The organism is Bremerella alba (assembly GCF_013618625.1).
In the GTDB taxonomy this organism is placed as follows: domain Bacteria; phylum Planctomycetota; class Planctomycetia; order Pirellulales; family Pirellulaceae; genus Bremerella; species Bremerella alba.
Map to the genome: position 1 here is coordinate 398,404 of NZ_JABRWO010000002.1, position 15,244 is coordinate 413,647.

Sequence of the window (15,244 nt, forward strand, 5' to 3'; positions counted from 1 at the left end):
GTAAGCTCGATTGGCGCAACTTCACGGATCTCTGCAGGATGAAGATAGTTTTCCAGACTACGCTTGCGTGTAAGCACCGCACGACATTGCGGCCGCAGGTTGATCACTTCGGCAAGTTCCTGACGCTGTTCCGTTTCGGGCGGCACTTCGTGGTCGAGCAAGAAGAACTCCGGCTTGCCCAGACGTGGTCCTGAAAAGGATGCTCCGAGTTAAATCGGCAACCTCCTTTCGGATCGGAATCACGCGTGTCTTTTTGGTTTTAGAAGCATAGACCCTCCACATCATGCCGCGATCGCTCTCGATGACATCGTTACCCGTTATCTGAGCCAATTCCGAGAATGGCCGCAGGCCAGTATGAATTGCCGCGAACAGAAAATCGCGATAGGGCTCATCCGTAGCGTCGTAAAGTGCCCGTTCATCCTCGGTACTGAAGGAATGTAGCCGAGGACAATGTGCAGGCTTGGTTAAGCCGCGAAGCGGATTGGAAACTGAATAAGAATTTTGAGCGTGGTTGAACGCTGCCATAACTGCTTCAATGGCGAAACGACGGGTTGCCGAAGACTTCCACGTGGAATGCGTTTCCACCCAATGCAGCACATGTGTCTTGCGTAAGTCACAGAGTGGCAATGCGCCGCAATACTTACAGAGGTCCTGCAAGAAACGTCGCACTTCCTTCTCATACTCGATGCTGATCTCTCCGGCTCTCGATCGCTTCTCACAGTTCTCAATGTAGATGGAGCACACTTTTGCCACGATCCAGTCGCTTTCCTCAGCCGGTTTCACTTCGGGACGCCAGTCTCCCGCGGCCTTAACACGTGCCAAGGCCAGTTCCGCCTGATCAATGCAATTCTGGCCGCGAACCGGATCGCCCCTCTCATCCAAGAGCCGGACCCGTCGCTTCGTTCCCGGCGGCGTAAAGTACCACGAGTCAGTCTGACGCCAGTACCAGGCACGCCCGCGAGAACGACGCTTGCGTCCTGTGTTTGCCTTAGCCATGACGCTTATTCCTGCTGGTGGATGCCTTGGTACGTTTAGGTCTTGTCTTTGTGGCGGACGACGCGGCACTCTTCTTTCGCTTCGCAGGGGGAGACTTTGCCTGTGTACTGGCGGGTAGCGTCGATTCTCCGATGGCCTTCCAAAGAGGATCCTGATAATGCTTTCCCCACTCCTTGCCGTAATGATCGTAAGCCACCTTGGGCGTGTCTCCCATCAACTCCGCTAAGGTTTCAATGGTGCATCCGGCACCGTTATTCCAAAAGCCGGATAGCATTCGATGGGCAAAGGTATGACGCGATGTATAACAGGAATACTTCTTTCTGAGCGGATCGTCATTCCAGCCGATCTTTTCTCTCAAGTCGATAAAACGAACGACTCCGGTCGTTCGTTTCCAAGGCTTTCCCAATGTATTCCGAAAGACTGGCAAGCCTGACCCTCGCGGAGCGGACTTCATGAGTTGGCGAGTCAGCTCTGCCACTTCGGGTCGTACGGGAATCTTGCGAGTTTTTTTGGTTTTGCTCGCATAGACTCGCCACATCATTCCTCGTGGCGTCTCTTCGACATCTTCCGCTTTTATTTGTGCGAGCTCGCTAAAGGGACGAAGCCCTGTATGAATCGCGGCAAAGAGGAAATTGCCAAAGCAAGGTTCCGTGACCTTGTAAATTGCCTTCTCATCTTCCGGAGAGAATGACGTAAGCCGAGGTTCTGCCTTGGGAAGCTTGATTCCCTTGATCGGGTTACTGATACCGTGCATCTCCTCAACGCGATTGAAGGCTGCCATGACGACAGCAATAATGCAGCGACGCGTCGCGGGACTCTTCCATGATTCGTGCTGATCAACCCATTCCAGAATATGACCCCGTTTGAGTTGGCTAACTGGCAGTGCACCGCAGTAGCTGCAAAGATCGTTGAGCCACTGAGTCGCATTCCGATGATATCCCTCGCTGACGGAACCATCGTTCTGGCTTCGTTCCGTATACACCAAGTAGTCCGAGCAAACACGAGCGACCAACCAGGGCTGTCCCAGGGCAGGGCCTTCATTCGATTCGCTATCCCAAGACAATTTCTCCCGTGCCAACGAGATCTCGGCGGCCTCTTTGTTATCCTTTCCCCGAATCCTCTCTCCTTGGTCATCGAATAGGGCGATACGCTTCTTCGTCCCGGGAAGTGTGTAATACCAGCAATCCGTTTGCTTCCAGTGCCAGGCCGATCCGTGAGACTGACGTCGCTGCTTCGTTTTTCTCGCCATAACTCATATCCTTCCACACGACGGCATGTACGCACAATCGTTGACCTTGTCCTCGCCGCCGACGATACTAGTGCTGCCTTTCACCCATCCCACCGAACACGAAATCTCATGGAGCCGCTTAGACTATGCATGGCTTGATTAAACCGACTCAAGAAATCCCCAGCCCAAATTTACTACACAGATTTACTACACTTATCTTTATCCTGACTCTTTCGTCAGCTGCATTATACCCGATCAATCAGGCACATTCAGCCGAAAAATACCGTGTACCAAATATCATACTCATCTTCATCGACGACATGGGCTGGGGAGATTTCTCGAGCTTCGGAAACGAGGCCGCCACAACTCAGCACTGCGATCGCCTGGCCAAAGAAGGCATTCGCTTCACGCAGTTTTATGTCAACTCACCGATCTGCTCGCCATCGCGGGCTGCCATCTCGACGGGTCAATATCCGCAGCGGTGGAAGATTACCTCGTACCTGGCCCATCGGAGACTTAACCAACGGCGAGGCATGGCCCAATGGCTCGATCCTGCCGCACCGATGCTGGCCGGCTTCCTGCACGACGCTGGGTACGCAACTGGTCACTTCGGCAAGTGGCACCTGGGAGGCCAACGCGACGTGGGTGAGGCACCGCTGATCACTGAGTATGGCTTCGATGCTTCGCTCACCAACTTCGAAGGCCTGGGAGATCGCGTTCTGGCAGAACTCGATGCCTACGATGGAGAAAAGGCTAAGCTTCACACACTGGGCAGCGACAAGCTTGGTCGCGGCAAAATCACCTGGGAGAAACGCGATCAGGTTACGAAAACGTTCGTCAACGCAACCATCGATTTCATCAAGCATGCGAAAGCCAACGATCAACCGTTTTATGTGAACGTTTGGCCCGATGACGTGCACAGTCCTTTCTTTCCGCCCAAGGAGCGTCGGGGCGACCAAAGCAAGCGACAACTTTACTTAGGCGTTTTGGAAACCATGGACGAGCAATTGGGCGAGCTCTTCGACTTTATACGCAGCGACGCCCAACTGCGCGACAACACGTTGATCGTGATGTGCTCAGACAACGGCCCAGAGGTGGGCGCTGGCAGCGCCGGGCCATACCGCAGCCACAAGACGGCCCTTTATGAAGGGGGCATTCGGTCTCCGCTAATCGTGTGGGGACCTGGTTTAATCGACTCCGGCAAAAGCGGAACGACGAACGACACCTCCGTTTTCGCGGCGTTCGACCTGGTACCGAGCCTGCTTTCCATTTGCGGTACCAATGCCAAGCAAGGCGTCACGTTCGATGGCGAAGCATTGCCAGGCGTGCTGCTCGGCCAGTCCGAAGCTTCCCACTCCACACCACTCTGTTTTCGTCGTCCGCCGGATCGACCAGAACTGCAAGGCCAACAACTTCCCGACCTGGCCGTCCGCGATGGAAATTGGAAACTACTTTGCAGCTACGATGGCAGCGACGAGCAGTTGTACGATCTCCAACAAGACCCCGGAGAGACGACTAACGTTGCACAGCAGCATACTGAAGTGGTTCGCTCATTAAAAAAGACTGTCCTCCAGTGGCATCACAGCATGCCACCAGATAACGGCCCAGCCTGGGAACCCAAGTAATTGTCTCGGAACTCTATTGTTCGTCAGTCTCGAGCAAGCCCAATCCAGGTGTCAGTTCCAGTTCGTTTTTAACGAGCGTGGCCCCTGCTTCATAGGCATTATCGGTCGCCGCATTTCGAGCAGCGTACCCGGCTACGGTACCGCTGAGTGTGGCAATTCCATTTTCAACCGTGACATTCACCTTTTGAGAGTCGACGAACGGGCTCCACCACAGCTCACTCTCAATGCTATCTTGTAATTGTTGATCACTCTTAAGTGGTGCACGTTTCTCGTAATTGGTAATCGACGATTTATCAATCAGCCGATCCGTCACATAAGGATCGTTGATATAATTTTTCTGCTTGGTGACTAAAAGATCGTTTTCAATCTTCTCCACCCCCTGAACCTCAGCAGTAATATGTTCAGCCCAGTCTCGTTCAAAGCTTGAATCGACCGTACCAATCAGCTTCACAACTCCGTCGTTGACTTCTGTTTTGAACTCATAGCTCTCGACGTATGGATCATCGGCCAAAGCAATGATCACGTCCTTGTCTATCTGGCTATCTGATTTTTGGTCGGAAGAGATCACTTTTACGTTGTTGGTCACCGAATGGATGCCGACAACATTCTCAACATCTTCCCCAGCTGCAATTTTCGCTTGGACAGTGGCGACTTCTCCGGAGAGAACCGCCGACGAACCAGACATTTCTACATCGATGTCAAACCCGAACACTCGGGGATCAAGCCGCAGAGCGTGCTTGGCATCTTTCATCAATTGATCTGAGCTCTTATTGACGAAGCGTTTCGCGCGAACGTCCTCGTCGTTGGCCCATTGCTTCACTTCTAACGCGGTCGCTTTGACCGCTGTGACGCCAGGTAACCACGCCGCACTTCGTGCTCGAACCTTTTCCGCCAGCGTACCGACGGTACCCGAGAGCGTTACGGTACCATCATCTACTGATACATGAACGTACATTTCGTCGACATATGGATCCCAACGAAGCACGGCCTCGATCTCTGTCAATAGTTCCGTATCTGATCGATCATCAACAAGGTCGACCGTCAACTCTTCTTCCACCTCTTGAACACCGATCACGCGTTTGACAACCCGCAAAACAATTTCTTTTTCGCGGTACGATTGAACCTTGCCGCGTAGTACGACAGCACCCTTGGCAACCGAAACCTCAACTTCGTACGCTTCGGTAACAGGATTGTTCTCGAGCGCCCGGACAACGTTCTTCCGTATCTTTTCGTCATCGATATTAGGTATATCTTTGACCTTAATCTTATTCACGACCGCCTGGACACCCTTTACGGTCTGAACGACGCGTACTGCGCGATCGCGAGCCAAAATGGTAGTTACTCGACCATCAAGGGTGACGACTCCGTCTTCGCTTTTTACATCCACGCCAACAATGTGGGTGCCTGGGTCGGTAAGTAGCTGAGACACTACACGTTCTCGAATCGTGGCATCGGATAAGATCTGGCGTGTTTCGGCTTGAGCCAGCAACTGAGGTACGCTAATGCCAAGGACAACGACGATCGAAATTACTGTCAGCCATGAACTTAGAGAGTTGTGCATGGTTTTCTCCCTTCTCGTAATTGAATGAGAATGCCCAGAGATTTCCCGATGGTTAGATCGGAAATTCGCGTATCACATCATCCAGCAATGTCGATGCCATGCCGCTCCTGTTTCCATGTTTGCGTTGAGTTGGAACGCCGCTTGCAGGCTTCTATCCGTGACTTTTCACACTGAATTTAACAAGGAGGACGTCATGAAAACGTTAACCGCTGACCAGCTGAAAACGCGTCAGAATCAGGGAGAACGATTGACTCTTATCAACACGCTTAACGAAGAGAACTTCGAAAAGACTAAAATTCCCGGCTCGCTCAACATTCCGCTAGAAGCCGCTGACTTCGAGAAGCGAGTCGAGCAGGCGATTGGTGGGAAGAATCAGCCGGTGGTCGTCTATTGTGCCAGTTCACAATGCCCTTCGTCGGATAAGGCTGCCAAGAAGTTGGACGAAGCGGGCTTTACCGCGGTGTATGACTTTGAAGGCGGTGCCGAACAGTGGCAAGAGGAAGGTGGCCACTTGGCCACGGCATAAAAATCACTAAGCCATCGACATAAGAAAAGCTTCGACCGGATTAGCCGGTCGAAGCTTTTTTGTTATCGATACCAAGAGCATACTTCTCTTAGTCGAGGTCCTTAATCCGGATCTTCATTTCATCCGAATTGCCAACCAGTTCCGGGGCGTACATGGCCTGGGCGACGGTCGGCAAGGCGCTGAACTTGCCGGGAATCTCGGCCCGCAAGCGGTAAGTCAACGTGTGTTTGCCACGGGGAAGCTGACGCACGAAGAAGGTGACCTTCTCGTCTCGCAGTTCCATATAGGCACCCAACGTGTTGCCGTTGTAGCCACTTTGCAGGTCAACCGGTTCGAAGCCTGCGGCTTTCTTATCTTCGAACATCAAGTACTCGTAGTCGTTCTTGCTCTCAATCACTAAATCGATTTCGATCAGATCGCCACTGGTGACTTGCGATTCGTTTTCCAAAAGCGTTCGCTTATACTTCACGACCTTCTCTTTGAGTGCCTGGCCGCGTGCTCCGACGGCTTTGGCGGTCGCGTCTTCGTCCCGGTCTAAGCGGTAGAAACGTCGCTCGACTTTAACTTCCAGGCCTGCCTTGGTGATGAAGTCTTCTAACGTGAAGTTCGTCAGGTAGGCACTGTAGTAAACCGGGCCGCTGCCTTTTCGGCGAACTTCCACCTTGTGCTCACCATCGGTGAGTTGCATGCCGGTGAGCTCGACCGTGTTGTCCACCGTGAACAGATTCTGCTTGGTGAACTCAGTTTCGGCCTTCTTCTGGCCATCGATGAAAATCTCGACGGTCATCTCAGGGTTCAGCTCATCGGTGGCCCGCAGGTAATCGGCCATCGCTTCGACGCACAGCGCCGTGTCGCGGGTCGACTTCCAGTAGGTGGCATGCTTGCGATTGTTTAGCAAGTACTTCACCAAACGACGGGCAGTCACGTTCTCGGCATCGGTTGCCGCCAATAGCTTCAAGTAATAGGCATTCGCTTCGACCGCATCGCCGTACCAATACCACCAACTGCTATCAGCCGGCATTTTCAGGTAGGCCGTTTCGTTCTCCTGATCGGTAACCAGGTATTGGTCCAGGTTACGCCGCAGCATGGCCAGCTTCTCGGCATCTCCGACTTGATGCAGGGCCAATGCGAACAGTGCTTTGCCATAGACCGAAAGATTGTTCCGATCACGATAGAGGAACCCTCGCATCGCGTTATTGTTGTGGTCGAGTTCCGCGAGAACACCGAACACGACCGCGTCGAGGTTGTCCGCTTTCAGCTTCCACGGCTTCTTTTTGTCGTCCGCATTTTGCAGCTTTTGAACTTCCCCTTTCTGGTATTTGATCAGCCACTGCTTGCCACGTTCGATCACGTCAGGCACCACGGCGGCCCCATTCCGCTCAGCAATCACAAGCCCACGCACGACCACGGCGGTCGTGTGCGGATAGCTATGCTCGTGATAGCCAGAGAACCAGCCCCAACCTCCGTCCGAGTTTTGCATCTCAGTCAGACGCTGAACGCCGCTTTTGACCATCTTGGTAAGCTCGGCGTCGTCGAAGACCGGATTCTTCAGTTTTCCATCCCAGCCTGCATTCCAGCGATCGTTGCGTTGCGCAGGATCGCCGATCTCTTGAGCGTTGAGATTGTTCTGATGCTCGGCGATCGACTTCAGATCGATCCCCATCTCACCCAACACTTTCCGCGTGATGACCGTCGGCACAAAGCGGTTCAGGGTTTGCTCGGTGCATCCGTAGGGATAGTCGATCATGTACGGAAGCGCTTCGACCATCGCACCCGCCAAGCTAGGCGAGTAGCGGATGATCAGGCGTGAATCTTCCGGTCGACGATCTTCCGGAACGCTGATCGTGATGCTTTGCGAATTGTGCTCTGGCTGGACGGTGCCGGCCCACGACTCGGTCTTGAGCATTCCGTGCACGTACACCGGGAAGCTTTGCTGCATCGCATCTGATTCTTCGTCGGTCAGGGCCTTCATCGTGATGGCGGCTTCCCCTTCCTGGGTCACCTTTACCGTCCAGTCGACGCGGACTTCACCACCAGCGGGGATGGTTACCTTCTGCGTCAATGGCGAGTCGCTCGACATCAACTCGGCAGGGATGTCCAACGAAACAACCGCCGACTTCTCGGTCTTCAGATAGTTATGCACGTTGGCCGACAGCACCACTTCGTCCGTCTGCACGAAGAAGCGTGGGGCCTGCAAGCGAACGATCAAGTTCTTACGCGTAACCACTTCGCTTTCGGCCGAGGCGACTTTGGTGCCTTGCCCCATCGCCCAGGTACGAATCTTCCAAGCGGTCAGGTTTTCTGGCAGATCCAGCTTGAATTCTGCCTCACCTTTCTCGTTGGTGACAACACCTCCACTCCACAAAGCCGTGTCTGCGAAGTTAGATCGTACCGTTGGTTCGACCAAATCGGTGGGTCCCTGGCCGGCTTGTTGGTCCGCCTTGTCTTCTCCGGCCATGGCCAGAGATTGGGCGGCCAGCGGAGCCGCAGCTGGCATAGCATCGGCCATGGCGCCCTTGGCCATCGCAGCCCCCCTCATTCGCGATTGAACCCCACCGCCACGTCCGAATCCTTCAGCTTCCGCTATTTCATCTCGATCACTCAATCCTTCAAATTCGTCGGCCACACTTCGGCCAAACGCACCCAAGTATTGCAGTGCCAGCTGCCCCTTGGGGGTCAGGTTATGGCTATACAAATTCAGGCTGTGTTCCGTTTGCGGATGATGGTGGCGACGCCACTTCCAGAAGAACTCTTTGATGTCCGTCACATTCGACCCGCCGCTGATGTATTCGACCGACTTGTCATAGACGGTGATAACCGTTGACCCGACAAACGGTTCGCCGGTGTGATCGGTCAGTTTCAGCTTGATCTTTCCTTCCCTGCCGGGCAGGTACTCTTTCGCGTCGGTTTCAACTTGAAGGTCAAGCACGCGGGTCTCAGGCGGTACGACAATTTCCTTTGCTTCGTCATGAACCTGGGCATCGGCGATTGTCACAGCCTCGACAAAGAAGTTGGGCATATCTTTCTTAAGCACCGCAATTTCGTGCACCGTGCTTTTGCCGGTCAGACGAACCACCTTGGGTGGCAAGTAAACGCTGTTGGCAGGACGAATGAATAGCAACACCGTGCTGCCCACTCGGTTGGTGTTGATCTGAAGTTTGACCGTGTCTCCGGCCTGGTACTCCTTCTTATCTGGAATCAATTCCAGGTCGTTGAAACGATACTCAGACCCATCGAAGCCTTGTCCACGAATCGTGAAAATGTAGCCACCTTCCTGGGTATGGCCCGCCTCGTCGGTAAGCTTCAGGCTTAACCGGTACTGTCCGGCGGCGGTGGCTTTCATGGTTTGGCTGACACTGCCCTCCCCTTTCATTTCCACATCCCAAGACTGAACTTCTGTCTCGACCGGTTGCTTCTGATCGTCGTAGGTGATCTTGAGAAGCTTCAACTCACCCTGGCCGGCAACGTCACGGGCATCGAGCGTTTGGGCCAGGAAATGGGCATGGATGGTATCGCCGACATCGTAGTATCCGCGATCGACCCAGGTGTAAACCTTAAACGGCTGTCGGGCCACCAACACCTTGCCGGTCCCCACGATCGTTCGTCGCGATTGATCGCGAACTTCGGCGGTGATCGTGTACTGATGGTCTTCGTTGCCATGCAGTGCCTTGGCCAGTGCCGTATCAATTTCGACGTCGATGGTTCCGTCTTCACCGATCTCGACTTCCTGCTCGGCGACTAGCTCGGGCGGATTATGCGATCGCCCGATCCAAAATGGTGCCGGTCGAATGCAGCCAACCCACTTCTGGTATCCGGGGTACCAGGGATAGTCGTACGCGAACCACCAGTAACCATTGCCGAAGCACCAGTCCCAGCGTGCGGATGGAAACCAGTTGCGGTTGTACGGCGAGCGTTCGATTTTGTACTTCACCGTGGCATTGGTCACCGGCGAACCGAAGTAGTACTTCGCGTTGATCTTGGCCGTGATCTTTTCGCCCAGCTCAACCGGCTTTTCCGGCGCATCGATGGTGACCTCGAATTCAGGCTTCTTGTACTCCTCGATCCGAAACTGAATGTTGCCGTAGCTCGTATGGAGATTGTACTGGCCGAGTTTCGCATCAGAAGGAATCTCCCAGGTACCCTCCATGCCGCCGTACTCGTCGGCAGTGAACTGTTTGTTGAAGATCTCGTTGCCTTGCGGATCACGCAATTGAATATTGAACGACTTTCCGGCGAACTGACTGGTATCGGCCTGATCGTATTGCGATCGTCGCGTCCAGAACTTGTACTTCACCGATTGAGCGGGCCGATAGACAGGCCGATCGGTTATGCCGTAGCTGCGTACCTGGTTGTAAGTGGCATCGTGGCGACGACCGTACCAAATGTGCTGAAAGCCCAGAAACGCGAAACGTCCCTGGTCGGTCCGAGCCATGACCAACCATTGATACTGGTGCGTCAACGGGTCGTCGGACAGAATCACTTGACCGTCCGTATCGGTAAACTCAGCGAAGTTCTTCGTCAAGATGTTGTAGCGATTCTGATTACGAACTTGCTCGACCTTGTAGCCGAAGTACTCCAGGTTGGCCTTTTCGATCGGCTTGCCACTGGCCGCATCGGCGACGTAGTAGTACTTCTTCTGATCAAGCTGTTTGCTGACAATCACCGTATCGGCGACCCAGACAACCACCTTGCAGACGTTGCCGTCCTTCATTTTAGCGGTCACCATGTATGCGCCGGCGTTGTTCAATGGAGCATGCACGTCGATGCGGCGATCTAGATGATTAGGACGGGGATCGAGCTTCTCCGACCACTTGGCTACCTGGTCGCCCAGGTATGCCTTGCCACCATCTTGAAAGAGAATCTTCTCGCCGACCTGTTGAAACTGAATCTTCTGATAGTCGATGCGGCCGGGGTTGGATTTCAGATACTGCTTCACATCGGAAAGCAGCTTCTCCATCTTGATCGCGTGGGCCGTGAACTCAACATCGGTTCCATTGCGGAACAAGTACTGCAGCGTTGCTCCCTGGCCGGCCGCATTGACCTGGCCTCCTTGGAACTGTCCCAGGTTGTTCACAATCTGCTCAAGTCGCGTGCGGCGATAGTGGTTCGAACCGGGGCCGACATCGGCAATCGCCTCTCGCCATACCTGGGCCGCTTTGGGATATTGTCGACGATTCTCGAAGATGGAAGCGACTTGATCATAAGCCGAACTACGCTGCGGACTCTCTTCCTGGATCAGCTGCTGCCAGATTTTGATGTGATTGAATTCGTCTGGTAGCTCGAAGCGTTTGATTCCAGTGGCCAGGCGGGCAATCGTTTCGTTCTCTTTCAAGGTTCCCAACGACAAAAGGTGAGGCGTTTCGTTGTCGTCCGCTTCATTTTGTGGGGCGAAGAAATATTGATACTGTTGAAGCGTCTGCACGCCGAACTGTGAGTTAAGAAAGCTGGCCCAACGCAGTTTCACCTGGCCGGTACGACCGGGATCGTACTCTCCCACTTGCTGCATGGTCCAGCGCATCCGCTCGCCATCATTCTTGGCATCTTCCCACGACTTGGGAGCGAGGTAATAGATTGGGTTGCCCTCTTCATCGACTGGGGCACCCTGATTCGATCCGCCGTAGTTGTAGCTCTCGTCGTAATCGGGCAGCGTCGTGATATCAGTCAGGTACTGTAACTGCCAGGCCCCGCGACCATAGTTATTGCGGAGAAAGAACTCCGATACTTGCTGAAAAAGATTCGCCATGTCCGGCTCAGCGTCTTGGGCCTGAGCGACTTTCATCGCTTCGACATAAAGCTGCAGGGCACGCGTGCGATCGCGGTCGATGCTGTTCACTCGTTTCCCACCTCCGCGAACAGGCCCCCGCTGAAACTCGTTGTCGTTGATGACTCCCCAGTGATTCAAGCTTTGGTATTGCGTGGCGATTGCCTGCAGAACCCGCCATTGGTCTTTTTGAGCCTCGGCGGCTTTCTCCAAAAACGCGTCGATCTCAGGATATCGGTTCAACCGCTGCAGCGATTGGACCGGAACGTAGATCAAACGAGCAAGCTCTTTCGGATCTTGCTGGGGATCGAAGAAAAGTTTCTCTGCGGCCTCGTACGCTTCCTTGTAGTTTCCGTCTTGGTAAAGCTTTTCCATTTGTTTCACATCAAGCGCCGGCGATTGAACCGTAGAAGCCTGCGATCCGATCCAGACGGTCATCAATGCAGCACAACTGCAAATAATGGCCAAAGGAACGGTGCGTAGAAGCGAATAGTTCGTCATGGGGTGTCCTCTCCGAGGTATCTTCGATGTTGAGTGGGGTGTCTAAAAGCAGATTGTCTTGCCCAGGTGTAGACGATTTCAAGCCAAGATTCGATTTCAGTAAAACCGGATTACGGAGTACTTTTCCGTGACTGCCATTTTATGAAGTTTTTCACATTTCGCCCTTACCAATTTTGTTGACGCAGATGTCTAAAAACTTAATCAATGACGCTAACATAGAGGAGAGAACGTCTCTTTCCACAAGAGCCGATCTCGCTACAATTGGTTGATCTACCCCCCCTGACAATGAATTTACCCCCATCGTTGTCGATATAACCGATTTATGAAACAAAATCGGTCGCTTCCTCGTCGTACTAGCAGAGGCGAATCCGGTTCCACTAAGGCAATTTGGTGAAACGGCAACTAGCCTTGAATTAAAGAATACCTATTGCGAGTTTCGAGGAATGACACAAGCAACCAATCCTTACCAAATGTGGTTGGGTCTCAACGTCGCCGGTCGGCCTGACTGCTACACGCTGTTGGGACTGCCCACGTACGAGGCAGACACCGGCAAAATCATGGTTGCTGCGCAGAATGCCCTGTCGCGCGCCTCGATTCCCATGGCTCCTGCCGACGAGCCACTTCGTCAGACGCTCGTTTCGGAAATCCAATTGGCCCAGAACTGTTTGTTGGATCCGGCTCAAAAGCAAGCCTACGATCAACAACTTCAGGCCTATTTCAGTGGACAAGCCGCACCCGTCGCAGTCGCTCAACCGGTTGCTGCGGCACCCGTTCAGCATGCGACGCCTATACAGCAGGCAATGCCGGCGAGCCCGGCTTCCGATTCAAGCAGCGATATTCCGCTGAAAGCCAAGAAGGCATCTGCGGCGACATCCGCCAAAAGCAGAGCGAAAAACTCGGCATTCGGCTTATATATGGGTGGCGTTGCGATTCTCTTGCTCGCGGCAATCTCCGGCGGGGCCCTTTACCTTTTCACCGAGAAGGTAGAAGAACCGATCGCCAAAGCCGACCCACAGCCGGCAGACACTTCCCCGAAACCACTTATCAAGGAAGAATCCGAGCAAACAAAGAAGAATGCAAATTCGCTTCCAGGCCCTAAAAACGGCAATCGTCCGACATCTAACGATCTGGCCAGTTCGATCCCAGGACTAGGGGATCCGGAAGAAACCATGGCCGGAATGCCGGCGATGCCTACCAAGCCGCCCGAACCCCAAGCCACCGCCAAGGACCAAGCCGAACTGAAATCGGCGCTGGAAACGGCCTGGCGTGGGATCAGCGAGCAAGATTTTGCCAAGTCATCGATTGCCCTGGACAAAGTTCGCAAAGCCCCTAAAACCCCCACTGGCAAGACCGACTTCGATCGCGTCGACCAGTTCGTCCAAGACTTGATGGCCTATAACAGGGCTCTCAACGAAGGGTCCGCCTCGTTGCGTGAAAATGAAGAACTGACCGTCGGCAGCACAACATTCACCATAACGACGCTGGATGATCGGCGCGTTGTCGTTCGCTTTGCCGGCCAAAACAAAGGGTACGAGCGTGGTGAACTACCGGAAGGTTTCCAGCGAGCGATTGCCCTGAGCCGCTTGAAAGGGGAAGACTCCGTGAAACAGCGTGTGGAAGCTTCCCACCTGTTGCTCTCGCCGAAGGCCGATATCGAGTACGTCCGCAATTTGTGGACTCAATCAGGTGCCGACGGAGGTGCTCTGGCCGCCTTGGAAGCCGGCAAAAGAAAGTATCTAGCCGATAGTATGGTCGCCGACAATTCGCCCGCCATGCCGACCGAGATGATTTCGACCCCGACCGACACCAATTCCATGTCTCCCATGGAGAATCGCGAAACCACGCCTGCCGATTCGACGGCGGACGTCGCTCAGCTGGCCAACCTTATGAAACAGGCTCGTCAGCAGATTATTGACCGCAATGCCACTGCGGCCCAGCAGTTAATCTCTCAGGCCGCGCCGCTTGTTTCAGCTCCTGCACATCAAGAAAAGCTCGGCTACTTAAAAGAAGTCGCCGATTTGAATCAGCAGTTCTGGCAAGCTGTTTCAGGAAGTCTCACCAAGCTTCCGGCCGACTCGGAACTCGACGTCAACGGCAAGCTGATTCGCATTGTCGAATCAGACTCGAATCGTCTGGTCATTCGGATGGACGGTGAGAACCACCGGTACACGCTTGCCGATATTCCCGCCGGGCTGGCCAAGTTCCTCGCCGAGCAGGAATTGCCCACGCAAGCCGACTCGAAGAAAATCATCGGTGCATTCCTTCTGGTGACCCCAGAAGGCGGCCCCGACAAGGCTCGCGAAGAGTGGGCTACCGGCTTTCTTGACGAAGAAGAAGTCAACAACCTTGCCGGTGTGGTAACAGATCCTTACAAGCTTGCCGACGACCTGATTAAGCAAGCCAATATTCCTGCCGAGACCGAAATCTCGCAGCCGGCAGCCGCTTTTCAGGAACAATGGAATTCGCGTATTCAATCGGCACAGCGCCTCGACGATCATGCCAAGATCGGACAAGACATGGCCACGGCCGCAATGGCCATGCCCAACGGATCGCCCCAACAGTTCGCAGGATTCCGCTATGCCTTAGCCGAAGCGGCCCGCGGGGGAGACTTCGCGACTTGCTCGCATATTATCCAAGACTGGCACACTCGGTTCGCCATCGATCAAGGGGAATGGCACCTCAAAGCCATGCAGCTAGCAGCCGGGTCAAGCATGTCTTCTAAAATGCATGCTGCGATTGCCCAACATGCCATCAAGCATGTGCCGCTACTGAAAGCAAGCGGCCAGACCAAGGCCGCCAGCGCCATGCAAGCACTCGCGGAAGACTCAGCAAGGAAGGCACGCGACAAAGACCTGGTAGAAGCCGTAAAACAGCTAAGCTCTACTCCTTAATAAGGCCAACCCCCCAAGAGACTTTCTTGGGGGAATCTGCTGCGGAACATGAAGCTTCGCAATAAGCCTTTCCGATTATTCTCATAGCTACACGCACACTTAGTTAGCTAAGACTTCCCCTTCGTATTGCCGATAATTGATACCAGGGGATGCAG

At 53.8% G+C, this 15,244-nt stretch carries 7 protein-coding genes; 3 read left to right on the forward strand and 4 right to left on the reverse strand.

Annotated elements, in window-relative coordinates:
- Nucleotides 1–57: 57 nt before the first annotated feature.
- A complete protein-coding gene (locus HOV93_RS04815) occupies nucleotides 58–996 on the reverse strand; it encodes a tyrosine-type recombinase/integrase (protein ID WP_207395330.1) in 939 nt (312 codons plus the stop codon).
- On the reverse strand, nucleotides 989–2,245 hold the full coding sequence (locus tag HOV93_RS04820) for a tyrosine-type recombinase/integrase (RefSeq protein ID WP_207395331.1): 1,257 nt from the start codon (nucleotides 2,243–2,245) through the stop codon (nucleotides 989–991). The genes HOV93_RS04815 and HOV93_RS04820 overlap by 8 nt, the downstream gene beginning before the upstream one ends.
- A 233-nt stretch (nucleotides 2,246–2,478) precedes the next feature.
- Between HOV93_RS04820 and HOV93_RS04825 the strand changes: the two genes are divergently transcribed.
- Nucleotides 2,479–3,849, forward strand: coding sequence for a sulfatase-like hydrolase/transferase (locus tag HOV93_RS04825; protein ID WP_315853354.1), 1,371 nt, complete (start codon nucleotides 2,479–2,481; stop codon nucleotides 3,847–3,849).
- A gap of 13 nt (nucleotides 3,850–3,862) precedes the next feature.
- Here HOV93_RS04825 and HOV93_RS04830 read toward each other — a convergent pair whose 3' ends face one another.
- Nucleotides 3,863–5,410 carry a BON domain-containing protein gene (locus HOV93_RS04830; protein ID WP_207395333.1) on the reverse strand — a complete coding sequence of 516 codons (1,548 nt, stop codon included), beginning with the start codon at nucleotides 5,408–5,410 and terminating at the stop codon, nucleotides 3,863–3,865.
- 193 nt (nucleotides 5,411–5,603) lie between these two features.
- Between HOV93_RS04830 and HOV93_RS04835 the strand changes: the two genes are divergently transcribed.
- Nucleotides 5,604–5,936, forward strand: a complete 333-nt coding sequence (locus HOV93_RS04835; protein WP_207395334.1) for a rhodanese-like domain-containing protein — start codon at nucleotides 5,604–5,606, stop codon at nucleotides 5,934–5,936.
- Between the two features lie 88 nt (nucleotides 5,937–6,024).
- Here HOV93_RS04835 and HOV93_RS04840 read toward each other — a convergent pair whose 3' ends face one another.
- The gene (locus HOV93_RS04840) at nucleotides 6,025–12,198 is read right to left on the reverse strand and encodes an alpha-2-macroglobulin family protein (RefSeq protein ID WP_235989820.1); all 6,174 of its coding nucleotides are present in this window, start codon (nucleotides 12,196–12,198) and stop codon (nucleotides 6,025–6,027) included.
- Nucleotides 12,199–12,641: 443 nt separating this feature from the next.
- Between HOV93_RS04840 and HOV93_RS04845 the strand changes: the two genes are divergently transcribed.
- A complete protein-coding gene (locus HOV93_RS04845; RefSeq protein ID WP_207395335.1) occupies nucleotides 12,642–15,089 on the forward strand; it encodes a hypothetical protein in 2,448 nt (815 codons plus the stop codon).
- The last annotated feature ends 155 nt before the right edge of the window (nucleotides 15,090–15,244 follow it).